The organism is Priestia sp. SIMBA_032 (assembly GCF_046535215.1).
Classification (GTDB): domain Bacteria; phylum Bacillota; class Bacilli; order Bacillales; family Bacillaceae_H; genus Priestia; species Priestia aryabhattai.
Genome location: NZ_JAWRXD010000005.1, coordinates 271706 through 297539, shown reverse-complemented (window position 1 = coordinate 297539; position 25834 = coordinate 271706). Strand labels below are relative to the sequence as shown.

The following is a 25834-nucleotide window of genomic DNA, read 5'->3' as shown; positions in this document are numbered from 1 at the left end:
CGAAAACCCCCATGACCTTTGGCTTCATGGAGGTTGACTACATTAAAAGAGCAAAAATGTATATGAAATTGCTTTAATTAAAAATTTCCAAATGCGTGCTCTCTAAGATTACAATTGAATTTGATTTTGTTGGTCATGTGAATGTTGGTTTTGTTGGTTTTGTTGGTTTTGGCTTCCGGATGCTTGAAACCCTTGTGATCCAAATGGTTGTTGAGCTTGTTGGACAGCTTGATTCATCTTCTGCATAGTTTGATTTGCTTGGATACCTTGAAGAGCCTGATTCATAGATTGAATTGCTTGTTGAATATTTTGTTGAATTTGTTGATCTGTTTGTTGCATCTGCTGCTGAGCCTGAGAACTAAATGATTGCATTTGATGCATTAAAGAGTTAGAGCCTTGGCTGCTTTGAGAATTCTGTTGTGATCCTTGCTGAGACATTTGCTGAATGTTTTGCAGTTGAGACAAGTTTTGGCTTAATTGGGAAATTTCTTGGCGAATGCTCCCCAATTCTTGGCCTAGCTCAACATCTGTAATTTTAGTTCCAAGTAACTGAGCCTCTTTTTGTTTTTGTTGCTGATCTTGTTGTTGATTATTTTGAGTCATATAAAATCCTCCTTAAAATAGATAACACGTACTTCTTTATACTTTTCCAATTCTTCTCGAAACATACATAGTAATTAACAAAGAAATTTAATTCATTTTTTTCTACTATTAGATTAGCTATGAAAGCAAGAGCGTATAAAAACAGGAACTATGGCCAACTTAAAATTACGGAATTGTTTTAATTCTAACTCTTTAATAGATACTAGTGTTCATCTTTAAAGAGAAGAAAGACTTCAATTATAATGAGGTCTTTTTTTATTACTTTCCAGCATGATTACAATCAAAACCTACAGGCCAAGTACTCAATTCCTGTAAAGATAGGGGTTCTAATCAAAACGTAAATTAAAACCCCTATCTTATAAAAATTGCTATATCTCTACCTGCAAATTTGCAGGTGATTCATTATTGAATTTGTTGATTTTGGTTCGACGATTGGCGTTGATTTTGTTGCTGTTGACCTTGCTGAATAGCCTGATACATTTGCTGCATAACTTGATTAGCTTGAATGCCTTGAAGAGCTTGGTTCATAGATTGAATCGCTTGTTGAATATTTTGTTGAACTTGTTGGTCCGTTTGCTGCATTTGCTGTTGAGCCTGAGAGCTAAACATTTGCATCTGCTGCATTAATGGATTTGATGCTTGGCTTGTTTGAGCACCTTGTTGAGAATTTTGTAACTGAGAAAAGTTTTGACTTAGCTGGGAAATTGCTTGATGAATGCTTCCCAGTTCTTGTCCTAATTCAGTATCAGTAATATTCCCTCCAAGCAGCTGAGCATCTTTTTGCTTATAGCGTTGATTGTTTTTAGTCATTCTTAAAAACCTCCTTAAAGTAGATAGAACGTACTTGTTTATAATTGTCTGTTCCTTTAAGAAAAATGTTTGGCAAAAATGAACAATTTTTTGTTAGCAAGCTATATATTATAACTGGCAGAAAAATGTTGATTTTGTATGGTTTTCTGCTGATTGTGAGGAATAAAAACATATAATAGATGTAAGTTAAAAATGGAAAAAAACATGTCATATTTCTTATGTAAGGAGTTAGATTATAGGGGAGTTACATACGAGAAATTATAGTTCATGGTTATCATGCATATAGGAAAGCAGTAAAAAGAACCCTGCAGTATGGAATTTCAACTCCAACTGAGGGTTCATCTCATGGTACTAGCTTGCCATTTTAAATAATTTTTATAAAGGAAGAAAGTCTTTAATACCCAGAATCCTCTGATGTAAGGTTATCGAGCATGGTGTAGTCATATTTCTGCAGGGGCTTTTCTGCTGGACCTTCTATAACTTCTCCTGTATAAGAAAATCTAGATCCGTGGCAAGGGCAATCCCAGGAACGGTCTCCGCTGTTCCATTCGACTTCGCAGCCAATGTGAGTACAGGTTGTATCTACAATGTGGAGTTTTCCTTCTTGATCTTTGTAGGCTCCCTTTCGATGACCTCGAACCGTAATTACCGCCCCTTCATCATTAGCTAGATCTTCGGCTCTTACATCAGAGATTTCAAGCTTCCCTTTGATGAGATGGCTTACAACATCAGCATTTTCTACTAAGAAATTTTTCAAGCTGGGGTTTGCGTAAAAACGCGACGGCGAATACAAATGTTGATAGGCGTTCTCTTTGCCTAGAATTATATCTCTGAATAAAAGTGCTGCTGCTGTTCCATTTGTCATTCCCCATTTCCTATAACCAGTGGCGATGAGTATATTAGGTTGACTAGAGGTAAGTTCTCCAATGTAAGGAAGTTTATCAAGCGTGACTAAGTCTTGTGCTGACCAGCGATACACAGTATTTTCTATGTCGAAAACTTGTTCACCAAAATTCTTTAGCGCTTTATAATGTTCCATCGTATCTTTTCCTTGACCGGTTTGATGGCTTTCTCCCGCCACAAGAATCATTTCTTCACCGTTAATGACTGCAGAACGCAGGGAACGTGTCGGTTGATCAGCGCTAATATACATTCCACCTGGATAAGGTTCTTTGGCTTTAACAGCAAGGATATAGGATCGGTCAGCGTGCATTCTGGCAGAATAAAGTCCCAGCCCTTCATAAAAAGGAAAATGCGAGCAAGAAAGAACGTAGCTGCCTGTAACACGTATACCTTCTTGTGTAAGAACTGTTTGCTTATCTCCAGATTCAATATTCACTGCCGTTGTATGTTCAAAAATAAGTCCGCCTTTTTGTTTAATAGCTTGAACGAGGTGAACTAGATATTTAATGGGATGGAACTGTGCCTGGTCTTTCATCACAAGGGCTTTTTTAATTTCTATGTTAAAAGGAATATGATCAACCAATTTACCATTAATATTAAGTTCTTTATAAGCTTCTGCCTCTTTTTCAAGTTTTACAGCATACTCATCAGTAGTAGCATATATGTAGGCATCTTGCATGAGAAAATCACAATCAATTTGATGATCTTCAACTGTTTGTTTAATAAAGTTCAAGGCATTTGTATTAGCCTCATAGTATAACCTTGCCTTACTTCTGCCAAAATTCCGAATAAACTCATCGTAGATCAAATCGTGCTGGGCAGTAACTTTTGCTGTCGTATGTCCCGTTGTGCCATTCAATAGTCTTCCTGCCTCTAAAACGGCTACCTTTAGACCTTCATTGACTAAAAGATAAGCAGAAGTAAGACCTGTAATCCCGCCTCCTACAATCACAACATCTACGTCCATGTCATTATCTAGACCGGGAAACTCCGGCAAATCAATAAAATCTCTCCAGTATGGTTCAGGCTCCTGCGGAAGCTGTTCTCCCTTGCGTTCATTATGAGTCACATTAAGACCTCCACTCAATATTTTAATAGTAGCGTTATTAGGATTTCCATTTATTGAGAGTTCATACTTAATGAGGAACACAGCTTTCGCTATGTGAACTTATGTTATTTTATAACCTCCATTCAAAAAGTCTCTAGTCCCAAATCTTATACAAATAAAAAAGAGAGGATCTATTTGAATTAGACTCTCTCTTCTTTATTTATATATCTACCAATATTAATTTTAACCTTTTGCTAATTCTAACGCTTTATCTGCCTTTTTTAAATCGTGATTTACTTGCTCTTCAACATCATAAGCATGATACATTTCATTATCAATCATATATTGAGAGATCTTTTCATGAAGCTCAATAGCTTCGTCTAATTGTTTTTTTAATACTTTGCGTACTTCTGGTGTTGCTGTTTCCGTAAGAGCTACGGCATATGTTCGCACACCGTTTTTCGCTGATAATAACAAATCAGTTGCAATAGCAAGATCATCTAACGTTTTGTTAAGCGTACTTTTAGCAGCCATTCCTAAATCCCTCCTGTTTATTGAGCTTTCTTTAAGATTTTTTTCAATTCATTAATTGCTTCAGTAGACGTTTGGACATCTTCTTCCAGAATCTTTTTTAATTTTTCGTCCTCTACCAATTCCAGCATTGCTGTGCCTTTTGTTACACACGACGTTTTAAGCGTTAAGATTTCATGAACTTCTAGCGTCTCGTGCATAGCTAATTTTTTTGTCATGTCTCAATTCCTCCTTATGATCGTATATATTTGAAGACTTCAATTGTGTAATTTAGCGCCTGCGCAGGCTGGCTGTTTTTTTGTTTTTTAACTGTTCGAATTTTTATTGCTAACTTTTCCGCCTTTTTCGCCTATTTCTCTGAAAAACTCTTTGTTTTGATTTTTAGATGTGGCTTTTCCACCCTTTTCTCCAATCTCTTGGAAAAACTCTTTATCATGATTTTTAGACGTAGTTTCTCCACCTTTTCGTCCAGCTTCTTCTCTGCTCATTTTTTCATTTTCTTTATTCTTTGCCATGTTGAATTCCTCCTTAAAATTTTTTGACTTGTGAACTATATTCCCAGCTCATTTCCATTTAAACAGTAATTATCTAATTTTTTTAATGTTTCAGAAAAATACTCCAGGGTATTACAAGTAGCATAAATGAATTCATTTATATAAACCATTTTCTATACTAGAAGGAGGAACTACTCATGACAAAAAATGTGATAGGCACATATGATAATGAAGAAGCGATTGTAACGGCTATTCAACATTTAAAAACACAAGGATTTCAAGAGAGGGACCTCTCTCTGGTCACCAGCAAAGATATCGATGAAGAGGACTATTTAGAAGTAGAAAACAAAGAAGGAATTGACATAAAGAAGATTGAAACCACGGATCAAATTCATCAAGATGAGTCGATTATGGATAAAATTAAACATATGTTTTCGTCCAATCACCCTAAAGACACTCTTAGGGATAAAGCAAGAGTAGAAAAGCGTTTAATTAACTTAGGCATTCCTCTTACAGAAGCAGGACCTTATGCAGATGATTTGCAAAAAGGAAAAGTATTGTTGTTAGTAAGAGCCAATAGAGAGACAAAAACAAACCCGTTCTTAGAAAATAGAGAAGATTCTCCTTTTGCAAAAGGTGACTCTGTTTATGATAAATCATTATACGGCGAACATCGTGATCATAAGTAGAATGTTCGCAAAAGGGAAGAAGTAAATAGGAAAACTTAAGTTTGTGAGCACACTAAGAACACAGGAACCGTAATTCCTTATATTCCTTTAAGTATATGTTTTAAAAAAAGCTACTCAAACGAGTAGCTTTTTTAAATAAAACGAACATCCAGCAGTCCACTTAACATCAGCCTATATTTTAATTTAAATACTCTAGCATATTGACGAATCTCGTCTCAGCTATACATAGGCCTTGTTTGTCTATAATGTTTTAATTGGGATGAAATTAACTTGTTTTATTTGATCGTTCCTTAAAGGAAATCTCTTCAGCATGAAGCCAGCTGTTAAAACCTACATACGTAAAAAAGTGGAAGTTTTTCATATAAATAAACCGGGAAACGGAACGTTAGATAACAGTAAAGGAGAACATGTTATGCATGAAATGACAGAAAAACTACATGACTTTTTACTAGAACATATTGATGAAATGTCTCAAGAATGGCTAGACTCGCGGGAAGTAGAAAAGGATTCGATCTACACTGCTGATGCTTCCTCCGAAACAACCGAATATCTTCGAGTACAAAATCGATACTTTACTTGTAAAATTGTAAAAGTTCTTATAGGAGAGTCATTGGATACTCTTAGTGATTGGGCACAGGAAGTTGCCACAAAAAGGGCTCAGAGAGGCGATTCTCTGTATCATAGTATTCATCATTTTAAAAAGTTTCGTTTATTCTTTTTTAAACAGATTGAATCATTTTTTCACCTTCATTCATCTAGCATTACATACGAGGAGCTTTTTTCATGGAATAAAATAGTGAATGAAGCATTTGATCGGATGATAGAACTTTTCACCCTTTATTATGGACAAGTTTCAGAAGCACAATCTCAAGCTCAAAAAATGCTGATTTCTGAGCTTAGCACGCCTGTCATTAGTATTTCCGATACAGTGGGCGTACTGCCTCTCATTGGTCAGGTTGATGATTATAAGAATAGTGATTTTGCGAAGAAAGTTATGCTGCAAGCAAAAGAACTCAATCTGTCTTGCTTAATTATTGACTTATCGGGTGCACCTTCGATTGATACTATGATGACCAATGAATTATTTCAAGTTATAAAGATGTTGGACCTACTTGGAATTGACACAACCATTACAGGTATCCGTCCGGAAATAGCCTTAACTGCCGTTCAATTAGGAATAGATATGAGCAAATTGAAAACTTATGGAAAGTTAAAAGATGCAGTAAATAAGCTTTTGCGTGAGTGATATTGAGTTAAAGTACTAAGCATTTTTCATGTAGGTTATATCATAAATAGACGTATCCTTCCTATTAGGAGGAAACTTCAGGTACAAAGAGAACAAATCATTTATTTGTTCTTCCCCCTGCTAACATATTAATATGATGAAAAAGAACTGTATATTAAAACCATTATTTTCATTCCTGTATAGAGACTACATTGTATTAATTAAATGGGTACAAAAGTAAAAGAATTTTCGCTTTTTAAATAATAACAATTGGTAACGACAGCTTATAAGAAGGTCATAAAGAGGTTGAGACATCATTAACATACTTTTGTCTCACCCTCTTTTAATTAGGAAAGAAACCATCAGCAGGTCCCTTATTCATTTCCCCAGTTCTTGCTTTCTATAAAATGATTTGATGTGGCGTCTAGCACACGCCATACCAAGGTCTTACCTTCTATATCTTTTAACTCGATAATGCCCTCTAGCTTATTGGTATTCACATGGACACGTTTCTCATCTATTCTTTGCGCACTTTTTAATCTCGTCCCAAATATTGCAGGACTTTCTTCCGTTAGCTTTACAATTACATTTATCATACGTTCGTCAGAAACATAGTTTTCGCTGTTCTCATAGTTCTTATCAGCAGGCTTAATAGCGTGTTCTAACCCAGTTTCATATTGGCGCCAATCAACAATTAAAAAAATGGCAAATACTACAGACACTGTTAGTAATAAGCCATACACAACATTTCGTTTCATTTACTTTTGCTCCTTTCAATAGCGATTTATAGGTAAAACGAAAAAACTCCTGTTGTAGGAATAGGTTGTATCAGAAAATAGTATCGTATCACTTTAAAAAATATTCCTTTTTGAAGAAAAAAATAAAAGAAGGTATATTCTTATAGACCTTCCTTCTAAAAATGCGTTAATCAAGAGAGGTTTGCATACGGCTCATTTTTAGTTACCGTTAGTACGACGTCATAAGCTAAAAGAAAAAAGGTTCCACTCATCAACGTTCAATGAGTGAAATCCTTTTTTGATTATCTGCGGCTAGCTGTGCCTCTGCTTTTTTGCAGATGAGCTTTGTGCCGTATAGCTAACAGGTTACTTTGTTACTGAAATACTGCCGTTATGAGTGGCTAGTTTAATCGTATTCTTTCCTTTTCCAATAACAGCGTCCCTATCATATTTATTCAGAATATCGACTTTTCCATTGTCCACTGAAACATTAAATTGAACGTCACTTGGTTCTTTTTCCGTCGTAATTTTAATCTTTCCATTGTGCGTTTTAAAGTCTATATTTCGATCAAGTTCTGCTGTTTCAAGAGCAATACTTCCGTTATGCGTTTCACCTTTTAAACTGCCTTCCACGTTACTAAGCGTTATTTTTCCATTATTGCCTTTTGCTTGAACCGTTTTTGCTTCAGCATTTTTTACGCTTGTAAGTCCATTGTGTACGCTGGTGTTCAATTTTTGTGAATCAATGTTCTCTAATTCTACACGCCCATTGTTTGCGCGAATGGAAATATCCGCTGCACGTAATTTTTTAACTGACACATACCCATTGTTGCTGGAAATCCCCAATGAATTATACTGTTTTTCAGGCAGATAAACGTTGACACTTAGCGGTTTTAATACACTAACAATATCAAAATTGACCCAGCTGCGCTGCTGTTCATTATAGGAGATGAAAAGTGTTGAATTTTTAACGGCAGTAGTGAAGTCTCTTTTTATATTAGGAGATGTTTCGCCTTTTAATGTTACTTTGATATTATCGCCTTTGATAGGGTACACATGAACACGAGTATTATCCGTATCGATGTTTACCTTTGATACTTGATTGCTGTTAATAACTTTTTCTTTTGAAATAGGTTCAGGATTAATAGCACGATAAGTAAGGAGACTTCCTATAATCCCAACAAGGATGAGAATGCCTGCAAGAACGGAGAGTTTCTTTTTATTCAGCACGTTTTAAACCGCCTTTCACGAGTGATACATTGTATTTTAGATAACGTACAAAGCCTTTTATAACTAGCTTCGTTACAACTAACATACCTAACATAATAAAATATCCAATTCCGCAAAATGCTAAAGACATAAATAAATTAAAGAGAAAAAAGCCGCTTGAATGTATAATAGCCTCACCAAGAACTAGAATGGGAGATAGCAAGAAACATAAACCTATTGCCCAAGCTGACAAAATGAAGCCAGCTAATGCGACGGCAGGCCCAAGCACAATCACTACATTGAAAAAAGCTAAACCAATTACGGCCCAAGTAGCTCTCAAAATATTTTGAGTTGTTGACTTAGCTGTTGCTTGCTCAACATGATAATCTGCCAGCAATTCTTTAGCTATTTGATTAGGAGAACCTAGTGACGTTACAATTTCTTCTTCTGTTTTTCCTTCTTCTAAGCCAATGGAAAAATGTTCTTCATAATCTTGTAAAATATCTGCTCGTTCTTTTGAGGATAATGGTTTTAAGGATTCATTTAATTGCTGTAAAAATTTACTCTTCGACATTGTTCACACCTTCTTTAATTAATTGATTAACACCTCTTGAAAACTCGTTCCATTCATCAATAAGTTCGTATAAATACTTTCTTCCTTTATCTGTAAGCTGATAATATTTCCTTGAAGGACCTTCTGTAGATTCTTTTAAATACGTTGTAAAATATTCTTCTTTTGTTAATCGGCGCAGAAGAGGATATACCGACCCCTCTGATATTTCAATTTGATCGGAGATTTTTTGAACTAATTCATATCCATAGCGGTCTTTTTTATCAAGTAACACAAGAACACAAAGCTCTAAAACTCCTTTTTTAAATTGCACGTTCACTGCTCTTCACCCTTTTCTTTTCACAGTCCACTACTGTTTATTGTATAGTACTGATGCATAATGATTTCCCAATAATTACAATATATCACCAGCTATTGTTTATTGCAAGGTACTGTTTAATATTTTTTTGAATTTTAACCATTTTTATAGTGGTAATGAAATTTTAAACCTAGATTGATAATAATTAAATAAGGTGTTTTTTATAAAGCAAAGTTCAACCTTCTTTTCTAATTAGCTTGTAGATAAAATTATTTTAACGTACCCAAAAGAAAAGTAGTCTACCACTATAGACTACTCAGGGACGATCATTCTAAGCTATTTTTCTTTTGCTTGTTTAATAAACAAAAAGAAAACCATAATTAAGATAAAGTAATTTAGAGGGTTTTTAAAAACATCCCCACCTAAAGCCAGTTGTAATAAAATCCATAAGGCAAAGATAACTAATATGGCTGGTATTATAAGCTTGTTCATACATCATTCATCCTTAGTTTCAGAGTAATACAGTAATCATGGCTCTCAATATTTTTCATATCGTAAAAATTAAATCCATAAATAGCTTTGAAAGCATATTGATTGAATGCTTGCAAGGATATTACTTTTCAAGATAAAATTTAACAGTTTTTACTACAATTAATAGAAATGTATCAATTACATTTGATTTTTTGTAATAAGTTCAAGAAAAAAACAACCGTTATTTTACATTTTTCAACAACAAAAAACTAAAACTTTACTTACTGTTAAAAAGCTTAATATATTCAACCATTTGTTTCACCATATAATCTGTACTGAATAAATACTCTTGTTTAACCCCGAAATTTAATCTTCCAACTAAAGATTAAGCTCGGGTATAGCAATAAAGATCTAAATCTAATTTAACTTTCAACTGCTTTACTGCCCTACGTTTTCAATGTTAACTTTCATTAAAATGTCCCAGTCGGCTATAAATCATCTGGGAGCTGTTTTACTCTATTTGTTTGAGCTAGACCGATGCCCTGTTAGTTTCGAATGTGTGAAAATTCTTCCTGCAGTTCTTTTAAAAACGCAGCCGCCGCAGCTGAAAGAACATGATGCTTTTTCCATACAATATTTAAACCTGATTCAAGCCTTGGCTGTAACGGCCTGAAACAAAGATTGCTAGTAGTAGACGTATTGACTATTTTATCAAGTGTTATGGCATATCCAACGCCTTCTTCAACCAGAATGGCCGCATTATAGGCAAGATTGTATGTAGTGACGATGTTTAATTTATGAAAATCTTCACCAAACCAATCCGCAAATTCATTTTTTGAAAACGTCTGTTTCATGGCTTGTCTTGAACAGATCAGTGGAACTTCTAATAAATCCGCAGCTTGAATGCTTTCTTTGACGGCAAGAGGGCTGTCTTTTGTCATAACAACACCCCAAACATCTTTGGCAGGCATATTAAGATAATTATATTTTGAAATATTGGCTGGCTGAATCAAAATACCGAAATCAAGCAGACCCTTGTCAAGCCGTTCCGTTATATCTTCTTCGTTTCCGCTATGGAGGTGATATCGTATATTCGGATAACGTAGCTGTACATCTTTTGCTACTCGTGCAATGTGTTTCATTGCTTCGGTTTCTCCGCCTCCTATATAGACGTCACCACCTATTGTTTCTTCCATCGAACTAAATTCCGCCTCTAATTTATCGACCATATTAACGATTTCCTCTGCCCTGTTTCGCAACAGCATTCCTTCATCTGTCAGAATGACACTGTGACTGCTGCGAATAAATAATTTTTTGCCCAACTCTTGTTCAAGATCTTTTAATTGTCTAGACAGAGTTGGCTGTGTCACATGCAAAACATCAGCGGCCTTCGTGATGTTTCCTTCTCTTGCAACCGTAAGAAAATACCGTAAAACTCGAATTTCCATATCCCCCTCCTCCTTTCGTAAGCTTTAGTATATACACTCCAGAAATGCTTATCAAACATATCATGATATGAGATATAAGTATTTTTTATATTCAAAAGAAGCCGTTAGAATGAATAACACGGAAGGTTTATCACAAAAGCAACACCTTTAATGATTCAAAGTGGAAAGGAGCTTAAAATGAAAAAGCTGTTGTGTCTGTCTTCTGTCTTAATAATAAGCGCTGCTCTCACTGCTTGCGGCAACCATAATTCCTCTGCAACCGACAGAGATCATAATGCAAGTAAGCATTTAAACCGGGAACCAGAACAGCCAAAAGAAGATCGTGTTTCAGATACAAGAATCAAATTAACGTTTAACGATAAAGAAGTCTTGGTTAGGATGTACGATAACCCCGCAAGTAAGGACTTTCTAACTCAATTGCCTTTAACCATAACTTTTGAAGATTATATAGGTAAAGAGAAAATTAGTATTTTACAAAAAAGATTATCTATGGATGATGTACAAGCCGAAGACCTGTCCAAAAAAGGAGACTTTGCTTATTACGCTCCTTGGGGAAATGTAGCTATTTTTCACAAAGATCTTGAGGATGCTACAAATGACCTTATCATACTAGGTCAAATTGAATCAGGAAAAGAAAATCTTGAAAAAGTGACTAAGTAAAAACATTACAATACACCTTTAAACAGCCCGCTTTGAAGCAACTAGAACATAACATTTTTTAGAAAGAGGGAAATTTATTTTATGTCTAAACAACATAAGTTACTTATATTTGTCTTAACCCTAGGGGCTTTCGGGATTATAAATACCGAAATGGGGGTTATAGGGATACTGCCCTACATTGCAGATCACTTTCATATCAGTGTGTCAAAAGCCGCGTGGCTGGTGAGTCTCTTTGCACTTACTGTATCAATATCCGGTCCAACTATGCCGTTACTATTTTCGGGAATCAACCGTAAGAAAGCGATGTTGCTTGTGCTTGGTATTTTCGTTTTAGGTAACATTATCTCTATCTTTACGTCTAACTTTGCTGTTGCCATAATTGCGCGTGTGATTCCAGCTATCTTTCATCCAATTTATTTTTCAGCAGCTTTTACAATGGCTGCGAACTCAGTCAGCAAGGAAGACGCTCCAAAAGCTGTTTCCAAAGTCTTTATTGGCGTATCTGCAGGTATGGTGCTTGGTGTACCAATTGCAAATTTTCTTGCAAGCACAGTTTCGTTTCAACTATCAATGGCATTTTTTGCTGTTATTAACGCTATAGTATTTATTGCTACGTGGGCACTTTTCCCTTCTATGCCTGTTAAAGAAAGACTTTCCTACGGAGCGCAGCTCAGCATATTAAAAAACCCCGTTACTTGGCTTTCTATTATGGCCGTCCTTTTACTGAATTCAGCAGTATTTGGGGTTTACAGCTATCTTGCTGAGTATCTTAAAAGCGTTACGAACATCTCTGGAAAATTAATTAGCTTCATGTTGATTCTATTCGGTGTGGCAAACATTATTGGAAACATTATCGCAGGGAAGTTACTTACGAAAAATGCGCTTAAAACTGTAGTCGTCTTCCCTTTCGCATTGGGAGTTGTTTACATCATTTTATTCTTCACCGGACAGTTCACTTGGCCGATGGCTATCATGACTTTAGTTTGGGGAATATTCGCTGGTATAGGAACGAATATTAATCAATATTGGATTTCATCAGCAGCTCCAGAAGCTCCTGATTTTGCAAACGGACTATTTTTATCATCCGTTAACTTAGGAACAACGATTGGTACAGCTGTAGGTGGACTATTTATAACAGGAATGGGTACACAATACGTCGTACTGGTGGGGATCTTTTCATTAGTATTGAGCGCAGTATTTATTTTACCAAGAAGTTACATGGAGCGTCCCATAAGTCAGCTTTCAAAATAAGACATCAAGGCAACTTTCTTTCGGGATCCCTAGTAGGATCCCTTTGTTTTCTTTTCTTACATCTATGAAAAGCAGAAATCTATTATAGTCAATGATTATAGATTAATAAATAAAAATGGAGGATCTGAAATGAAAAAGCACACTAAAGTTGCACTTGTTACCGGAGGAAATCGAGGTATTGGCTATGAACTAGTGAGACAATTGGCGATGGATGGTTTTAAAGTCATTTTGACAAGCCGAAATTCAGAAAGCGGACATAAAGCCGTGCAAAAACTTAAAGACTCTCATCTTGATGTTTCATTTTTGACAATGGATATAAATAATCAAACGAGTATCCGCCAAGCTGCAGCTACAGTAAATGAACAATATGGACGATTAGATGTGTTAATTAATAACGCGGGCATATATTTAGATAAAAATCAAACATTAGTGAATATGGACCCTTCTGTTCTAGAAAAAACGCTGACAACGAATTTCTTCGGTGCTTACCACGTAATCCGTTCATTTATGCCCCTTATGGAACAGCAAGCCTACGGAAGAATTATTAATGTTTCCTCTGAATATGGAGCCATGAGTGAAATGTCTTCTCCACGGGTAGGCGCTTATAAGTTATCTAAGTTTATTTTAAATGGCTTAACACAATTGATGGCTGCTGAAAGCAATAATGATATCAAAATAAACGCGGTCGATCCAGGATGGGTAAGCTCAGATATGGGTGGACCATCAGCTCCAAGAACTCCAGAGCAAGCTGCTCGTTCTATCCTTTGGTTAGCAACGATTGGACCTGAAGGACCTTCTGGAGGCTTTTTTAAAGATGGAAAACAAATAGATTGGTGAACTTTTATAGCGTTAAGGCTATTTCTTATAACATCTTGAATTTATAATAAAAACCCTGCGGATTATTAGGAATAATCCGCAGGGTTTTTGCTTCTAAAATACATACAATCTATTAGTTTATTTTGTTATATTCCTCATCTGTTACTGGTTCCAACCATTCCGGGGTACCTGCAGTGATGGCAATGTGTTCAAACCAGCTGTCTTTTGCAGCACCATGCCAATGTTTTACACCATCATGCGTAACAACAACATCTCCAGCTTTTAAGAATTGTGCAGGTTTTCCTTCTTCTTGGTACCACCCGTTACTAATAGAAGCTGAAATCCACCACGATGAATATGCCAGTTGTTGCGGCATTCAGGTTCAAAGGTTACATTCCCAACTCCAACGTTCACTTTAGGGTCTGCGATTAAGGTTTTAAGATAGCTTTGTCCAACAAAAAATTGTGCATACGCTTCATTTTTTTCACCTGCTGGGAAAATGACGCCATTTTTTACTTCTTCATGTTTTGCCATTTTGATTCCTCCAATAATATCATTCATAGTTGTATCTCTCGGCTCATTCATTGCTATAAAAATTCCTCATTCTTTAGCCGTTTATTTTAATTTCCCGCCAAATACCGGGAAGTAGCTGTGCTCACCATAATCCTGAATAGGTTCTACATTTTTCAAAATTTCCATATCTGCATCGCTGATCACAAAATCAAGCTCTGCATTGTTTTTCATATGATTTGGTTTTGGAGTCTTAGGAATAACTGCAAGGCCAAGCTGGATATCATAGCGCAGGCAAAGCTGAGCAACAGACACTCCGTATTTATCAGCTATTACCTTCACTTCTTCATTACCAAGAACTGCACCGTGCGCAATTGGTGAATATGCTTCTACTAGGATGCCATTCTTCTGACAGAACTCAATTAACTCCAAAGGTGTATTGCTCACATGTGCCAATATTTGATTGACCATAGGCTTGATTTCACAGCCAGAAAAAATATTCTCTATATCATCCTGAAGGAAGTTAGAAAGACCGATTGCCTTTACCTTCCCTGCTTTATAAGCATCCTCCATTGCTTTCCATGCCTCTTTGTTTTCTTCAAAGTAGCGTTTCTCTTCTCTAAACTCCGTCCAAGGCTGCGGACTGTGGATAATGAGAAGATCAATGTAATCTAGCCCCATCTTTGTTAAAGACTCATCAATGGACTCCGTAACTTCCTCATAAGTCTTTGCTTCTGCTGCAACCTTTGTTGTAATGAACAGTTCTTCTCTTGCAACACCGCATGAACGGATTCCTTCGCCTATACCAGTTTCATTCATATAAGCTTGAGCCGTATCAATATGGCGATACCCGCTAGATACCGCATCACGCACTGCCTGCGCTGCCTGTTCGTCATCAAGCAGCCAAGTACCAAGGCCTAATAGCGGAACTTCTACACCGTTTGATAACTTATACGTTTCGTTAAACATGTTTTTTATCTCCTTTGAATTGTTTATTTTTCTATACTTTAAAAGCATCTATCTGCCTGTTAAAAATAAATCAATATTGATTGATTAATCAACATCTGTCTATAATTATAAAAACAAATAAGATCCTTTCAATCGTTAATTGAAGGCGATTCGTTGATTACTCAACAAATCAAGAGCTATTGTTGAATATCTTTTAAAAAAAGTGAGGTTTTTAAAGTGGCGAAAGTGGATAGAAGAATACTCAAAAGCCAAGAAGCTATAAAAAACGCAGTGACTGAGTTAATGACCCAAAAACGCTTTGATGACATTACCATTCAGGACATTGCTGACAAAGCAAACGTTAACCGTGGAACTATTTATCTTCACTATATGGATAAATATGATTTATTAGATAAAATGATTGAAGAGCATATGAACAACCTCGAAAATCTGTGTCATTCGGCTGCTGATATGACGTTTCAAGAAGGAAATTACGTTTGGTTTGAGTATTTCGAACGTCACCACCTATTCTTTTCAACCATGTTAGAAAGTAAAGGCGCTCATTATTTTCGAAGTCGCTTTCTCGAGTTAGTCATCCAAGAGTATGGTCCTGAAGTTGATACAACTCAAGGAGAAAATGAAGGGTTGCGTAAAGAGGTGGTTATTCAATTCTTTGCCTCAGCTGTTGTAGGGACAGTAGAATGGTGGTTCAAAAACGGCATGCACGTTCCCACCGATGTAATAGCTGAGCAAACCGGCATATTGTTAGATCGGAATTTAGAATAATTTAATCCGTTTTACACGTACGCATAAATGAAAATTCCCGCGAAGTGTAAAAGTAGTAGAAGCTTTCTTATTATAAGGTCATGTTAGTAAGCTGAGTTAGAGACGGTATGACTTGCAGTCAGATAAAGGGATCATCTCCACATAAAAGAACAGCACTAAACCTGCTGAGTATCCATAGGTTTAGTGCTGCTCAAATCTTTTGTTTTTTGAAACGGATATTGACTTTTACAGAAGGAATCATTTCTATTGGGAACAACTTTGTATTTTCTAGTTACTTTATAAACAATGTTTAGCTAATAAAAACTAATCCAACTTTTTTATAATTTTTGCCGGGTTCCCTCCCACTGCTACATTATCTGGAACATCTTTTATTACAACAGATCCGGAAGCGATTACAGCATTATGTCCAATTGTAACTCCTGGATTGATGACGGCTCGTCCTCCAATCCATACATTATCTCCAATTGTGACGGGCTTGGTATATTCAACTTCTGTAATTCGCTGTTCTGCATTCACAGGATGAGTATTCGTATAAATATGTACACCCGGTGCCATCATGCAATTCTTCCCTATCGTAATCCGTCCCCCATCTAAAAGTGTGCAGTCAAAGTTCGCATAAAAATTTTCTCCTACGTGGATATTGTAACCGTAGTCGCATCGAAAGTTAGATTCAAGGTAGAGAAGTTCTCCTGTTGAGCCAAATAGTTGTTTTAGTAGCTCCGTACGCTTTTCATAATCCGTCTCATCTGTACCGTTAAATGAACGAACAAGCCGTCTTGCATCTTCCCTGTCTTTTACTAATTCTTGGTCTGCTGGAAAATACAGCTCGCCATCCACCATTTTTTCTTTTTCAGTTTTCATTGATTCATTCTCCATTCTTGTTATCAAATTCCCTACTAAGTTGAATTCGTTTACATTTTATCATGATAGTAAATATAAAAATAAGACGTTTATAGATTGGGGTCAATAGCTCGAACACAAGAAAGCTAAGAAACCACGCTGCTTTTTTACCACGGGGACAGCTACTAAATTACTTTGTATATGTTTCCTTAATAATCGAAACAGACACTGCTCCCGTAACAAGTAAAATACCTGAGATTAAAATCATGCCTGGCATAGAAGATCCGATTATTGGGAACAAAGCAAAACTCAAGCAAGAAGCTATAATTTGCGGTAAACAAATACTTCCATTAAATAATCCTAGATATGTTCCCATATTCTTTCCTGACAGGGCGTTGGTAAGCATCGTGAACGGAAACGTCATCATAGCAGCCCAAGCGATGCCAATTAAAATAAATGAAGCAATCAGCGCCCACTGATTATGAATAAAGAAGACAGATCCAAAACCGATACCACCTAGCAGTAAACTAAAAGCATACGCTGGCTTACGTTTGTTGTTGGCTACGCGTGACAAAACTAGTGACCAAATGACTGCGGCAACCGACTGTACAGCTGATAAAATACCGAACCAGTTGCCAGCTGCTTGATAGCCTGAGCTAGACGGCTGATTCGTATACCAAACGTTCTCAGCGACTGCACCCGTGCCGTACGTCCATAAATATTGAAAGCCCATCCAGCAGAAAAATTGAACAAGCGTGACCGTCCAAAAAACCTTTGGAGCGTTACGAAGGAGTTTAAAAACGTTTACATTTTCTTTTGTAGCTTCGTCTGCAATACCGTGGTATGCTGCAAATTCTGCAGGTGAATATTCTTTTACCTTAAGTATTGTAAATAAACTACAAATAATTAACACAACGGCCCCAACATAAAATGAAATAACCACTGATTGCGGTACTACTCCTTTTGGTGCACTATTTGACACACCTAATACCGTTAATACAAAAGGGAAAATACAGGCTAGCACAGCACCGCTGTTTGATAGAAAACTTTGAATAGAATAGGCAAAACCTTTTTGCTCTTCATTGACCATGTCTCCAACCATCATCTTAAATGGCTGCATAGCTACATTTGATGATACGTCCATAAACAAAATAGTGATAGCTCCAAAAGTCATGGCAGCCACCGCACTAAAACCAAAACTGCCGGCATTTGGCAGCAAACACATAACAATTACGGCTACAATTGCGCCAATCAGTAGATAGGGTATACGACGACCAAGCCTTGGCATCCAGGTACGATCTGAAAAATAACCAACTAAGGGCTGAACTACTAAACCAGCCAATGGCGGTAAAATAAAGAAAAAGCCTAATGTAGTTGGATCAGCACCGATTGTTTGAAATATGCGTCCCATATTTGAACTCTGTAATGAGAATGCCATTTGTACACCTAAAAATCCAAAACTAATTAACCATATGGTACTGATTCGTAGATAAGGTAAGTTTGGCTGAACCCTTTTTTCACTGATTTCAACGATTTTTTCTTCTAACATAACTGCCTCCTATGATTTAATTAACAGTCGCACAAAGATAGAGTTCTGATGTAAAGTGCTACAACATATGTTGTGAACGTTTTCAAAACAATGATGAATACTGTAAATGCTAGTGTCTTTGGCTGGCTGTTTCCTATTTTGCTAGATTACCTCAGGAATACGGCATAATAGTCCTGGTCTAAAAATGCTGTTTGAGTATGTAAAAATTCCACTATCTGCTCACCCGTAAGCTGCTGACTATCGCTTATACCTTCTTAAAAGATTTATAAAATCTAATCATTAAAAACATGAGAATACTTTTATTTGAACATTATATAATAAACTAATAATTTAATGCAATCGTTTGCACAAATATTTTCAGGTATTTAAAGGCGATTAAATCTTGTAACACTATGCGTATATGCTCATTACTGTCGTTTTAATATTTCTAAGTGAAAGAAGGTTTTAATCTTGAAACCTTATAAAAAACCCAAAGAATATACGTATTCCTTGGGCTTGACTGTCCGTAATTTACTTAATGTTCTTTCTCAGCAATCTAATGAGAGTGCTTACTAATCTGCCTATAAATTAAAGCGATTAATTGCACTGTAAAAATTATTAGTTATTATAAAGTTATAAATACGATTAAGGACTTCTTAATAGGTATCTGGTTCCTAATTAGCAGTATTTTATTCTTCTATGATTCCTCAAAAAATATAGGGGTTTAGTTATTTATTCTCGAGAGCGTGCAGCTGCTCATTCGTCCAACGGTTAAATTAGTGCATGATTTTCACTTAAGCAAATATTTAAAGGCAGGTTATCGTAATAAATAATCTTCTATATAAAAATTTTCCTATGAATTCTATATATTAAATATATTACTCTAGGTCTAACCCTTTTTCATTCAATTTATGAGAAGTCACAGCAATTACAAACTTTCCATCATCCAAATCTTTTTTATGTGAAGTTAGCTCCTCTGTGGGAATACCTAAATTTGTTGCACGGTCTTCTTCATTTGAGTAGTTTTGGACCACAAAAAATTTCTTTAATTTATCTAAAAAAGAATCCGGCTGGGCCCCTCCAGTCATATCTTCATGAGTAACTTCATCTTGGTTAACAGCAGATAGCTTATCCACGTTTACATTCGTTCTATAAGCTAGATTGCCCGCTGCGGTCTCTTGATTAGTTAGAACTGTAATTTCATTATCCTCATAACCTATCATTCTTAATTTCTCAATTCTAGTTAATGTTTCTTCCGGCGACTCGTATACACCTATAATACTTTTACTCATAGAGCTTTCCTCCTTCATTAAGATCTTTTCTCCTTACTTTTTATGTACCCGCTATTCTACCCTTCTTAACAATAGATCCATAGTTAATTTATTTAATCCCATATCCTAGGTCGATCAACCTCCTTGATTCTTAAATACTGTAAGAGTTGTCCAGCGTGTACGGATTCATGATAGCCTATCCACATCAACATATCTCATAAAGAACGAATATAACCAACATCTGAACGGTCTATCTGAATATTAGTTAAATCTTCTTCAGAAAAAGTAGTAATCATGTCTAAAAATTGTTGGTGGTATGATGCTGCAAACTTCAATTCATCCTTTATAGATTGTAAGGGTCTTTTTTCAAAAGGAGAATCAAATTCCCTTAAGCTGCCCAAATTTTTGATAGCTAGATGATAATAGTATTCTGACTCCAAGACATGGCGAACCATTTCTATGCATGTCATAGCTTTTTTATCTGGCTTCCAATCAAATTTATTACCAGGAATTGCTCGTCAAACCTTTATACTTCTTCTTCTAATCTCTTTTATATTTAATACTATTGTGTCTGTTCCATTCATTTCCATACCTCCTCTTATCATCATTTTACATGATTTTCCCAAAACAAAGAGGTGAATTTTCAACTAAACTTATTTCAAATATTCATGATTCTTATGCTGAGTATAATAAATTCCATACTTTAGGATTCGTATCTTCAATTATTTTATGTAAAAAATCCCATAAACGCTTAGTAACAAGCTGTAAACCATTGGTTAACACGAGAGATATAAGGCATAATCACTGGACATGTACAAATTCAACAAAGAAAAAAAGCTAGCATAAAGCTAACTTTTTTAAGTTAGAGATAAAGGCAGGCTAATAATTAGCAACCGCCGAATCCTCCCCAACAAGCACAGCCGATAATGATTAATAAGATAAACAGCACGATAATTAAAGCAAAACCACTGCCGCCGCCGTAACCGCAGCCGCCGCCGTAACCATAGCCACAACCTCCGCCATAACCGCCAAAGAACATAAACTTCACCTCCTTCTCGTTCATACATTTAGCATATGATGAAAAACGAAATTTGCTCCACGAAGTGGATAGACTACGTTTTATATCACTGTAAATAAAAAAATAATAACCTTTTAGTTTCTTTTACATACAATGAAGCATCCTCAGATCCCATATATGAGTTTTACTCCCTATGCAATAGATTGTTTGAATTCCGCCCATTCAGTTCTATTGCGTATAAAAGCACCCCCTGCACAACCTAGAATAAAAAAGTCTTTCTCCAATTAGAGAAAGACTTTTTTTATTGTTATTAATAGCCAAATCCGCGGCCGTAACAGCTGCATCCAATAATGACAAGAAGAATAAACAGAACAACTAATAAAGCAAAACCAGAACCAGCTCCACCATAACTAGACATACAAACACCTCTTTTCGTGGTATTTAACTAAAGGAAAAAACTTTAAATATACATGGGTTAAGGTATTATATGTAGACATAGCTCATATCGATTGTATTTTGCTCTAAAATAGGCTACTTTGTTTAACGATAGCTAGATATCATCAATTTCACATAGTAAAAACCCTTCATTGTTAACATGAAGGGGCTTTTTTGGCTATCAGCACCAAGGACGAGGTCTAGGAGGACAGCTTGGAGCACAAAAATGTTGATGCGTTTCCTGACATACAACGGATTCTGTATGCGGGAATGAGTGCATATACTTATAATTTTTTTGATAAACATTTGTAGTATGACTCGGATGCACCACTGGTACAAACACATCTTGACCAGTAAAAGATGTATTTTGTTTAACTGGGTCATACTGAGCAGGCATGGCTTGAGGAGGCAATTGACCACAAGGTTTAGCTTGAGAATAACCGCAGTTACCTTGCTGATGATACATAGCCCCTTGATAACCACCGTAATTAGAGTGCTGATAAGGATAGTTGTTTCTCATATTAAAAACCTTCTCCTTTCTGTTAGTAGACTCCTATTACTGTATGTAAAACAACCATGAAATGGTTGGACAAATACCTAAAAAAAGACCCTAATTGTTAAGGGTCTTCTTTGCTAAGAGAAAAAGAAATGTGTATCCTTAGTAACATAGCTATGATACTAAGAAATAGAAGGTTTTTTTCATGTCCATTATTCCTCAAGATTAACATCCATCGCTGCGTTATCAATATTATTTAAAATGGTTTTGTTTTTATCGTCTAATTCATTACGTAAAAGTGAATTACGCGTCGCTTCGTATAAATCGTAGCTTCTTTCATCAACTGGAGAATTATGATCTTCACATATCATTTTTTCTGGTTTCTTGGATTGATCTTCCATATTAGTCACCTCCTCTGTATATTATGATTAGAAAAAACATAAGAACTTTATCTGACTACTGTTGAGTAAGGTTTAATCAACGGTTAGCTGTTCTTGTATACTGTGTTTACATATGAGCTAATATTAGGTAGATACAACCGTTTCTTGAGCGTGCTTTTGGATGATTTCTGGAACTTCCAGCAGTGAATGAACGGTTATCAATTTACCTTTTGGCGCAATATCAATTTTAACTTGGTTATAGCTCCACTCCAGTTCAGAAGGCACGTGAATCGCATGTATTCCAGCTTCTACTGCCGGTCTTATATCGGTTTTTAATGAATTTCCAATCATCCAAGTCTTTTTGGGGTCGTACTTAATTTGGTTTAGGATTTCTTTTAACGCAGGTGTATCTTTATGTTCAGAAATGAACACCCTTTTTTCAAAGTATTTAGCTAGCTCTAGCTGCACAATTTTTCTCCCTTGATTTTCCTCGTCTCCACCTGTGTGCAAGTAGAGGTTATGACCTTGTTCTTTAAGCTTATCTAATACTTCATACATATTTGGCAAAGGCTCTATCGGTACTTCAAATACACTTTGACCAATTTTTTTGACTCTTTCGACTCTATCTTCATGGATATCTTGATGATTTTGTTCACTAAAAAATAAATAAGTAGCTACTAATGATTCTGGAAAACGAGAAGAATGAAGTCCGTACTTTTCGATGCTTTTTAAATCTATCTCTAACTGCTTTTGTTTTATTTCTTCCTTAGTCAGATTCTCAAACCATTCCTGCAATTGAGCCACAAAAGCATTTATAGTGTCTCTAAAATATTTATTACAGTGGACAAGCGTATCGTCTAAATTAAAAAGTAAGGTTTGCTTCTGCATTTCGTTAAATCCTTTCTACAATGGATATACAGACAGTATATATGAAAAAACACTAACCACTTTTATTACCTATCCGCACCTAAAACCAAGGTGAATTTTCCAATACGTTAGGCACAAGCAATTGATTACTATACTGAAATGAGAATATTTAGTGGAAAGACCCTTCTAGCGTATAAACTAGAAAGATCTTTTATAAGGTAAAACGCTGCAGTATATTCCTGCTAATAAATATAACGCTCAAAATGTTCCCTATTCATATTTGTTTTGAACGTAGAGGTACTCAGTCCTGAACGATTTATTAGTGGTTGGCTGCCTTCGTCTTCTTTAGGTATATTCATTTCAAGACCTTGTATAGTGAAAGGATCATACATATACGTTGTTCGTTCAGTTTCTGTATGCGACATTAACTTCACCTCTATTAATAGTCCTCATTTTTTAAATCATGTTAACTTGTTTAAAGCAGGTTCTCTAATAAAAACATCTGCGTTTCATAGGTCTTTTCGCTAAAAAAGATACGCCGTTTTTGACTTTTTTTATTAAGTTGTAATTTCTTGTGGCTCTTCGCCTTCAAGGTCAGTAAAGAAATTTTCTAAGGTTTCCCTCGGGTCAAGAGCACGCCCATCTTCTTCGACAATACGGTTAAGCGTAGGATCATTATTGCTATCTTTATTTTTATAGTTGTTATAATCAACTCTTTCTGCAATTCCTGAATTATCAACGCCTTTAAAGTCTTTCTTTGGCATAAAAACACCTCCTAGCCCTATTGTTTGAAAATTTGAAGATAAAATAAGTGGAAGGTTAAGTTATATTTTTATTTCCCGAGAATTAAATAGATACTTGTTGCTAAGAGACATGTACAACATGCTTAATTGTTTTACGAAATGGAGAAACTAAAACGTCAAAGCTTAATTTACAGAGGAGGAATACAAGTGGAAGGAAATCGAAGCACAAGACAGTTTCAGGATGATTTAAAGCAGTATCAAATGCCAGATTCAGTAAAGCAACAAAAATCTGGACCTTATCGAGTCGGATTTGAATCAAACACTGGAATTGAAAAAATACAGAATCAGCAAGAAGGAAGAGAAAATAAATAAGCTTGATCACTTTATACTTTTACATGACGAGGAGGGCATCCCATGGATCAACAAAAAATGTTAGCAAATGAATTAAGTAACATGCTTACAGAAAATAAGCTGCCGATTACAATTGAAGAAGATATCCATGAAATTTGCAGAGGTTTACAATCAGGTGAAATCAGCGTGAATGATTTGAAGGAAAAAGATCCTTTTGTTGTACATGCAGTTCAAGAAGCAATGGATAGAATAACTAAACACAGTTCTTAAAATAGCTATAAAAAGCAATCATTTTTATTAAGCAAAAGACTAACTCTTTAAAGGGTTAGTCTTTTGTTATTCAACTGGTATACACATGAATATGAAAAAAGAATGACAAACGAGTTGTCATTCTCTCTCCTACACATGGCAAGCGTTTAGTTTTTAGTCACAAGGAAATGAAACATCTAATTCCACTTTTTACAGTGTCGGTTGTTTCTAAAAATTAGTATGTCATCCTAATAAGGAAATATACATCCATTATTTACCACGAATACATTTCTTCCACAATAGGAAACTTAAGAAAAACAAGGAGGTGACACAACATGGCAAACAACAACAGCAGCAACAACAATGAATTATTAGTATACGGTGCTGAACAAGCAATCGATCAAATGAAATATGAAATCGCTAGCGAATTTGGTGTAAACCTTGGTGCTGATACAACTGCACGTGCAAACGGATCAGTAGGTGGCGAAATCACAAAACGTCTTGTACAAATGGCTGAACAACAACTTGGCGGCGGACGTTTCTAATACAATTTTATAATTGATGGCTGAAGGAAGAATGGATCTCCATTCTTCCTTTTTGTACGAATAAAAAGGAAGGAGAGATTATATGCAGCAAAATCAATCAGCTAAAGAAAAGGCGGATTTCACTGAGAAACCAGCAGCTTCTGCCACAAATGCACAAAAAGTAAAACAAGAAATCCACAAAGACGTAAGTGAAGGACAAGGTGCCATGACTTCTCGAGAAGCAGGCGCAATGCGCGATTAAAAATCAACTTGAGCGATTTTTAATCATCGATTCTTTGTATAAAACCCTAAAAAAGTACCTCGATTAACTGAGGTACTTTTAGCACTCTACTCTATTTCGGCGCGGGAGCTGCTTTGACTCCAGGTGTTTTTCATGGGGTACATGCTCTTGAAAAACAAAGACAAACAGTGCAATTCCCAATATATAAAAGTCGAGCCTGTCTTGTCCAACTTAAAAATAATTAGTTTGTGTTTTGTCCCCCGCCATTCAGCCCTTCTTTTATGTACGCGTTAACCTGACTATTTGAAAGCAATCCAATATGTCCAATGCCATAAAGTTGAATATTTCTTGCTCCTTGCAGCCTAGAGAGACTATTAGCAACAATTTGATCATTTATGCTGTAGATCGACGTATAAAGAATTTTTTGATTGAGATCTGTACCTGGGAGTGCTGTTGAAGAAACCAAGCCATTCGCTCCTCCTAACGTCACAACATTTTCAATCTTATTCCCTCCTCCTAGATATTTAACATAGTACAGCGTGTTTGCTCCGCCCATACTATGAGCAACAATATCTACCTTTTTAGCTCCCGTCTCTTTCAACACTTGATCAATGTATCGAGCAAGCTGAGGTCCATTATTCAAATTGTTGCCTGTCTTATCTATAAAATCAATAGCATAAAGATCATTGCGATCCCACCCTTGAGCGATTAAATAGTTTTTGATAGCAATAAAGTTATAGGACGCACCGCTGATTCCATGAACAAGAACAACCGGATTGTGATTTGCTTCAGCTTTAGCATTCGAAGGCTGAATTTCTAATGCAGATACAACCAGGGATAAAGCAAGAATTAATGCGACAAACTTTTTCTTCATTTCTTTTCT

The 25834-nt window shown here is 35.9% G+C and carries 34 protein-coding genes and 3 pseudogenes; 11 read left to right on the top strand and 26 right to left on the bottom strand.

The window, feature by feature from the left end; translation table 11 throughout:
• Positions 1-108: 108 nt before the first annotated feature.
• The 6 genes and pseudogenes from SB717_RS18715 to SB717_RS18690 all read right to left on the bottom strand — a co-directional run.
• A complete protein-coding gene (locus SB717_RS18715) occupies positions 109-603 on the bottom strand; it encodes a hypothetical protein (protein ID WP_043978710.1) in 495 nt (164 codons plus the stop codon).
• Positions 604-1005: 402 nt separating this feature from the next.
• Positions 1006-1413: a hypothetical protein gene (locus tag SB717_RS18710; RefSeq protein WP_074676692.1), complete on the bottom strand. Its 408-nt coding sequence runs from the start codon at positions 1411-1413 to the stop codon at positions 1006-1008.
• Between the two features lie 394 nt (positions 1414-1807).
• On the bottom strand, positions 1808-3283 hold the full coding sequence (locus tag SB717_RS18705; RefSeq protein WP_410904490.1) for an FAD-dependent oxidoreductase: 1476 nt from the start codon (positions 3281-3283) through the stop codon (positions 1808-1810).
• A 324-nt stretch (positions 3284-3607) separates the two neighbouring features.
• A complete protein-coding gene (locus SB717_RS18700) occupies positions 3608-3898 on the bottom strand; it encodes a spore coat protein (RefSeq protein ID WP_410904432.1) in 291 nt (96 codons plus the stop codon).
• A gap of 17 nt (positions 3899-3915) precedes the next feature.
• Entirely contained in the window at positions 3916-4113 is a 198-nt protein-coding gene (locus SB717_RS18695) for a hypothetical protein (RefSeq protein ID WP_045293443.1), read from the bottom strand.
• 99 nt (positions 4114-4212) lie between these two features.
• Positions 4213-4410: pseudogene (locus tag SB717_RS18690) on the bottom strand (KGG domain-containing protein); the annotation flags it as partial.
• Positions 4411-4586: 176 nt separating this feature from the next.
• Between SB717_RS18690 and SB717_RS18685 the strand changes: the two are divergent.
• Together SB717_RS18685 and SB717_RS18680 are read left to right on the top strand one after the other, a co-directional pair.
• Entirely contained in the window at positions 4587-5078 is a 492-nt protein-coding gene (locus SB717_RS18685; protein WP_410904431.1) for a general stress protein, read from the top strand.
• Positions 5079-5490: 412 nt separating this feature from the next.
• Complete coding sequence (locus tag SB717_RS18680) at positions 5491-6324, top strand: STAS domain-containing protein (RefSeq protein WP_410904430.1); 834 nt, start codon at positions 5491-5493, stop codon at positions 6322-6324.
• Positions 6325-6677: 353 nt separating this feature from the next.
• Here SB717_RS18680 and SB717_RS18675 read toward each other — a convergent pair whose 3' ends face one another.
• The 6 genes from SB717_RS18675 to SB717_RS18650 form a co-directional block, all read right to left on the bottom strand.
• Complete coding sequence (locus SB717_RS18675; protein WP_410904429.1) at positions 6678-7061, bottom strand: hypothetical protein; 384 nt, start codon at positions 7059-7061, stop codon at positions 6678-6680.
• A gap of 345 nt (positions 7062-7406) precedes the next feature.
• Positions 7407-8270, bottom strand: coding sequence for a DUF4097 family beta strand repeat-containing protein (locus SB717_RS18670; protein ID WP_410904428.1), 864 nt, complete (start codon positions 8268-8270; stop codon positions 7407-7409).
• Positions 8260-8823: an HAAS signaling domain-containing protein gene (locus SB717_RS18665; RefSeq protein WP_074676703.1), complete on the bottom strand. Its 564-nt coding sequence runs from the start codon at positions 8821-8823 to the stop codon at positions 8260-8262. The genes SB717_RS18670 and SB717_RS18665 overlap by 11 nt, the downstream gene beginning before the upstream one ends.
• Positions 8810-9139 (bottom strand): PadR family transcriptional regulator, encoded by a 330-nt coding sequence (locus tag SB717_RS18660; protein ID WP_074676705.1) that lies wholly within the window; start codon positions 9137-9139, stop codon positions 8810-8812. Before SB717_RS18660 ends, SB717_RS18665 begins: the two co-directional genes overlap by 14 nt.
• A gap of 315 nt (positions 9140-9454) precedes the next feature.
• Positions 9455-9610: a hypothetical protein gene (locus SB717_RS18655; protein ID WP_098621025.1), complete on the bottom strand. Its 156-nt coding sequence runs from the start codon at positions 9608-9610 to the stop codon at positions 9455-9457.
• 524 nt (positions 9611-10134) lie between these two features.
• Positions 10135-11037 (bottom strand): LysR family transcriptional regulator, encoded by a 903-nt coding sequence (locus SB717_RS18650; RefSeq protein WP_410904427.1) that lies wholly within the window; start codon positions 11035-11037, stop codon positions 10135-10137.
• A gap of 177 nt (positions 11038-11214) precedes the next feature.
• Here SB717_RS18650 and SB717_RS18645 point away from each other — a divergent pair, with 177 nt between their 5' ends.
• From SB717_RS18645 to SB717_RS18635, 3 genes are all read left to right on the top strand, one after another.
• A complete protein-coding gene (locus SB717_RS18645) occupies positions 11215-11697 on the top strand; it encodes a cyclophilin-like fold protein (protein ID WP_410904426.1) in 483 nt (160 codons plus the stop codon).
• Positions 11698-11778: 81 nt separating this feature from the next.
• A complete protein-coding gene (locus SB717_RS18640) occupies positions 11779-12948 on the top strand; it encodes an MFS transporter (protein ID WP_410904425.1) in 1170 nt (389 codons plus the stop codon).
• 129 nt (positions 12949-13077) lie between these two features.
• Positions 13078-13785, top strand: a complete 708-nt coding sequence (locus SB717_RS18635) for an SDR family oxidoreductase (RefSeq protein ID WP_410904424.1) — start codon at positions 13078-13080, stop codon at positions 13783-13785.
• 112 nt (positions 13786-13897) lie between these two features.
• On the opposite strand, the pseudogene SB717_RS18630 reads toward SB717_RS18635, so the two are convergent.
• A pseudogene (locus SB717_RS18630) lies at positions 13898-14298 on the bottom strand (cupin domain-containing protein).
• Positions 14299-14379: 81 nt separating this feature from the next.
• Positions 14380-15243, bottom strand: coding sequence for an aldo/keto reductase (locus SB717_RS18625; protein WP_410904423.1), 864 nt, complete (start codon positions 15241-15243; stop codon positions 14380-14382).
• 216 nt (positions 15244-15459) lie between these two features.
• On the opposite strand from SB717_RS18625, the gene SB717_RS18620 reads away from it, so the two are divergent.
• Positions 15460-16008 (top strand): TetR/AcrR family transcriptional regulator, encoded by a 549-nt coding sequence (locus tag SB717_RS18620; protein ID WP_410904422.1) that lies wholly within the window; start codon positions 15460-15462, stop codon positions 16006-16008.
• Between the two features lie 303 nt (positions 16009-16311).
• On the opposite strand, the gene SB717_RS18615 is transcribed toward SB717_RS18620, so the two are convergent.
• Together SB717_RS18615 and SB717_RS18610 are read right to left on the bottom strand one after the other, a co-directional pair.
• Positions 16312-16869 (bottom strand): sugar O-acetyltransferase, encoded by a 558-nt coding sequence (locus tag SB717_RS18615; RefSeq protein WP_410904421.1) that lies wholly within the window; start codon positions 16867-16869, stop codon positions 16312-16314.
• A 169-nt stretch (positions 16870-17038) separates the two neighbouring features.
• A complete protein-coding gene (locus tag SB717_RS18610) occupies positions 17039-18397 on the bottom strand; it encodes an SLC45 family MFS transporter (RefSeq protein ID WP_410904420.1) in 1359 nt (452 codons plus the stop codon).
• A 566-nt stretch (positions 18398-18963) separates the two neighbouring features.
• On the opposite strand from SB717_RS18610, the gene SB717_RS18605 reads away from it, so the two are divergent.
• Complete coding sequence (locus tag SB717_RS18605; protein WP_318842029.1) at positions 18964-19104, top strand: YrhK family protein; 141 nt, start codon at positions 18964-18966, stop codon at positions 19102-19104.
• A gap of 150 nt (positions 19105-19254) precedes the next feature.
• On the opposite strand, the gene SB717_RS18600 is transcribed toward SB717_RS18605, so the two are convergent.
• The 9 genes and pseudogenes from SB717_RS18600 to SB717_RS18560 form a co-directional block, all read right to left on the bottom strand.
• Positions 19255-19668, bottom strand: a complete 414-nt coding sequence (locus SB717_RS18600; protein WP_264135013.1) for a general stress protein — start codon at positions 19666-19668, stop codon at positions 19255-19257.
• A gap of 92 nt (positions 19669-19760) precedes the next feature.
• A pseudogene (locus SB717_RS18595) lies at positions 19761-20231 on the bottom strand (DinB family protein).
• A gap of 302 nt (positions 20232-20533) precedes the next feature.
• Positions 20534-20686, bottom strand: a complete 153-nt coding sequence (locus tag SB717_RS18590) for a YjcZ family sporulation protein (protein ID WP_013058439.1) — start codon at positions 20684-20686, stop codon at positions 20534-20536.
• Between the two features lie 289 nt (positions 20687-20975).
• The gene (locus SB717_RS18585; RefSeq protein ID WP_016766356.1) at positions 20976-21083 is read right to left on the bottom strand and encodes a YjcZ family sporulation protein; all 108 of its coding nucleotides are present in this window, start codon (positions 21081-21083) and stop codon (positions 20976-20978) included.
• Between the two features lie 198 nt (positions 21084-21281).
• Positions 21282-21620, bottom strand: coding sequence for a CotD family spore coat protein (locus tag SB717_RS18580; protein ID WP_410904419.1), 339 nt, complete (start codon positions 21618-21620; stop codon positions 21282-21284).
• A 188-nt stretch (positions 21621-21808) separates the two neighbouring features.
• Positions 21809-21997 (bottom strand): hypothetical protein, encoded by a 189-nt coding sequence (locus SB717_RS18575; RefSeq protein ID WP_074676725.1) that lies wholly within the window; start codon positions 21995-21997, stop codon positions 21809-21811.
• A gap of 123 nt (positions 21998-22120) precedes the next feature.
• Entirely contained in the window at positions 22121-22864 is a 744-nt protein-coding gene (locus SB717_RS18570; protein ID WP_074676727.1) for an HAD family hydrolase, read from the bottom strand.
• Positions 22865-23085: 221 nt separating this feature from the next.
• Complete coding sequence (locus SB717_RS18565) at positions 23086-23268, bottom strand: hypothetical protein (RefSeq protein ID WP_013058442.1); 183 nt, start codon at positions 23266-23268, stop codon at positions 23086-23088.
• 132 nt (positions 23269-23400) lie between these two features.
• Positions 23401-23607, bottom strand: coding sequence for a hypothetical protein (locus SB717_RS18560; RefSeq protein ID WP_013058443.1), 207 nt, complete (start codon positions 23605-23607; stop codon positions 23401-23403).
• Positions 23608-23793: 186 nt separating this feature from the next.
• On the opposite strand from SB717_RS18560, the gene SB717_RS18555 reads away from it, so the two are divergent.
• The 4 genes from SB717_RS18555 to SB717_RS18540 all read left to right on the top strand — a co-directional run bounded on the left by SB717_RS18555 (position 23794) and on the right by SB717_RS18540 (position 24972).
• Entirely contained in the window at positions 23794-23958 is a 165-nt protein-coding gene (locus SB717_RS18555) for a hypothetical protein (RefSeq protein ID WP_410904418.1), read from the top strand.
• A gap of 42 nt (positions 23959-24000) precedes the next feature.
• The gene (locus SB717_RS18550) at positions 24001-24207 is read left to right on the top strand and encodes a hypothetical protein (protein WP_045293578.1); all 207 of its coding nucleotides are present in this window, start codon (positions 24001-24003) and stop codon (positions 24205-24207) included.
• Between the two features lie 314 nt (positions 24208-24521).
• A complete protein-coding gene (locus SB717_RS18545) occupies positions 24522-24731 on the top strand; it encodes an alpha/beta-type small acid-soluble spore protein (protein WP_013084442.1) in 210 nt (69 codons plus the stop codon).
• 82 nt (positions 24732-24813) lie between these two features.
• Positions 24814-24972: a hypothetical protein gene (locus SB717_RS18540; RefSeq protein WP_176547846.1), complete on the top strand. Its 159-nt coding sequence runs from the start codon at positions 24814-24816 to the stop codon at positions 24970-24972.
• A gap of 220 nt (positions 24973-25192) precedes the next feature.
• On the opposite strand, the gene SB717_RS18535 is transcribed toward SB717_RS18540, so the two are convergent.
• Positions 25193-25825, bottom strand: a complete 633-nt coding sequence (locus tag SB717_RS18535) for an esterase/lipase family protein (RefSeq protein ID WP_410904417.1) — start codon at positions 25823-25825, stop codon at positions 25193-25195.
• Positions 25826-25834 lie beyond the last annotated feature (9 nt).

What these genes read in the sequence shown, in the direction of transcription:
- SB717_RS18715 (WP_043978710.1), bottom strand. Translation starts at nt 603, where the DNA reads ATGACTCAAAATAATCAACAACAAGATCAGCAACAAAAACAAAAAGAG.
- SB717_RS18710 (WP_074676692.1), bottom strand. Translation starts at nt 1,413, where the DNA reads ATGACTAAAAACAATCAACGCTATAAGCAAAAAGATGCTCAGCTGCTT.
- SB717_RS18705 (WP_410904490.1), bottom strand. Translation starts at nt 3,283, where the DNA reads ATGGACGTAGATGTTGTGATTGTAGGAGGCGGGATTACAGGTCTTACT.
- SB717_RS18700 (WP_410904432.1), bottom strand. Translation starts at nt 3,898, where the DNA reads ATGGCTGCTAAAAGTACGCTTAACAAAACGTTAGATGATCTTGCTATT.
- SB717_RS18695 (WP_045293443.1), bottom strand. Translation starts at nt 4,113, where the DNA reads ATGACAAAAAAATTAGCTATGCACGAGACGCTAGAAGTTCATGAAATC.
- SB717_RS18685 (WP_410904431.1), top strand. Translation starts at nt 4,587, where the DNA reads ATGACAAAAAATGTGATAGGCACATATGATAATGAAGAAGCGATTGTA.
- SB717_RS18680 (WP_410904430.1), top strand. Translation starts at nt 5,491, where the DNA reads ATGCATGAAATGACAGAAAAACTACATGACTTTTTACTAGAACATATT.
- SB717_RS18675 (WP_410904429.1), bottom strand. Translation starts at nt 7,061, where the DNA reads ATGAAACGAAATGTTGTGTATGGCTTATTACTAACAGTGTCTGTAGTA.
- SB717_RS18665 (WP_074676703.1), bottom strand. Translation starts at nt 8,823, where the DNA reads ATGTCGAAGAGTAAATTTTTACAGCAATTAAATGAATCCTTAAAACCA.
- SB717_RS18655 (WP_098621025.1), bottom strand. Translation starts at nt 9,610, where the DNA reads ATGAACAAGCTTATAATACCAGCCATATTAGTTATCTTTGCCTTATGG.
- SB717_RS18650 (WP_410904427.1), bottom strand. Translation starts at nt 11,037, where the DNA reads ATGGAAATTCGAGTTTTACGGTATTTTCTTACGGTTGCAAGAGAAGGA.
- SB717_RS18645 (WP_410904426.1), top strand. Translation starts at nt 11,215, where the DNA reads ATGAAAAAGCTGTTGTGTCTGTCTTCTGTCTTAATAATAAGCGCTGCT.
- SB717_RS18640 (WP_410904425.1), top strand. Translation starts at nt 11,779, where the DNA reads ATGTCTAAACAACATAAGTTACTTATATTTGTCTTAACCCTAGGGGCT.
- SB717_RS18635 (WP_410904424.1), top strand. Translation starts at nt 13,078, where the DNA reads ATGAAAAAGCACACTAAAGTTGCACTTGTTACCGGAGGAAATCGAGGT.
- SB717_RS18625 (WP_410904423.1), bottom strand. Translation starts at nt 15,243, where the DNA reads ATGTTTAACGAAACGTATAAGTTATCAAACGGTGTAGAAGTTCCGCTA.
- SB717_RS18615 (WP_410904421.1), bottom strand. Translation starts at nt 16,869, where the DNA reads ATGAAAACTGAAAAAGAAAAAATGGTGGATGGCGAGCTGTATTTTCCA.
- SB717_RS18610 (WP_410904420.1), bottom strand. Translation starts at nt 18,397, where the DNA reads ATGTTAGAAGAAAAAATCGTTGAAATCAGTGAAAAAAGGGTTCAGCCA.
- SB717_RS18600 (WP_264135013.1), bottom strand. Translation starts at nt 19,668, where the DNA reads ATGAGTAAAAGTATTATAGGTGTATACGAGTCGCCGGAAGAAACATTA.
- SB717_RS18590 (WP_013058439.1), bottom strand. Translation starts at nt 20,686, where the DNA reads ATGTTCTTTGGCGGTTATGGCGGAGGTTGTGGCTATGGTTACGGCGGC.
- SB717_RS18585 (WP_016766356.1), bottom strand. Translation starts at nt 21,083, where the DNA reads ATGTCTAGTTATGGTGGAGCTGGTTCTGGTTTTGCTTTATTAGTTGTT.
- SB717_RS18580 (WP_410904419.1), bottom strand. Translation starts at nt 21,620, where the DNA reads ATGAGAAACAACTATCCTTATCAGCACTCTAATTACGGTGGTTATCAA.
- SB717_RS18575 (WP_074676725.1), bottom strand. Translation starts at nt 21,997, where the DNA reads ATGGAAGATCAATCCAAGAAACCAGAAAAAATGATATGTGAAGATCAT.
- SB717_RS18570 (WP_074676727.1), bottom strand. Translation starts at nt 22,864, where the DNA reads ATGCAGAAGCAAACCTTACTTTTTAATTTAGACGATACGCTTGTCCAC.
- SB717_RS18565 (WP_013058442.1), bottom strand. Translation starts at nt 23,268, where the DNA reads ATGTCGCATACAGAAACTGAACGAACAACGTATATGTATGATCCTTTC.
- SB717_RS18560 (WP_013058443.1), bottom strand. Translation starts at nt 23,607, where the DNA reads ATGCCAAAGAAAGACTTTAAAGGCGTTGATAATTCAGGAATTGCAGAA.
- SB717_RS18550 (WP_045293578.1), top strand. Translation starts at nt 24,001, where the DNA reads ATGGATCAACAAAAAATGTTAGCAAATGAATTAAGTAACATGCTTACA.
- SB717_RS18545 (WP_013084442.1), top strand. Translation starts at nt 24,522, where the DNA reads ATGGCAAACAACAACAGCAGCAACAACAATGAATTATTAGTATACGGT.
- SB717_RS18540 (WP_176547846.1), top strand. Translation starts at nt 24,814, where the DNA reads ATGCAGCAAAATCAATCAGCTAAAGAAAAGGCGGATTTCACTGAGAAA.
- SB717_RS18535 (WP_410904417.1), bottom strand. Translation starts at nt 25,825, where the DNA reads ATGAAGAAAAAGTTTGTCGCATTAATTCTTGCTTTATCCCTGGTTGTA.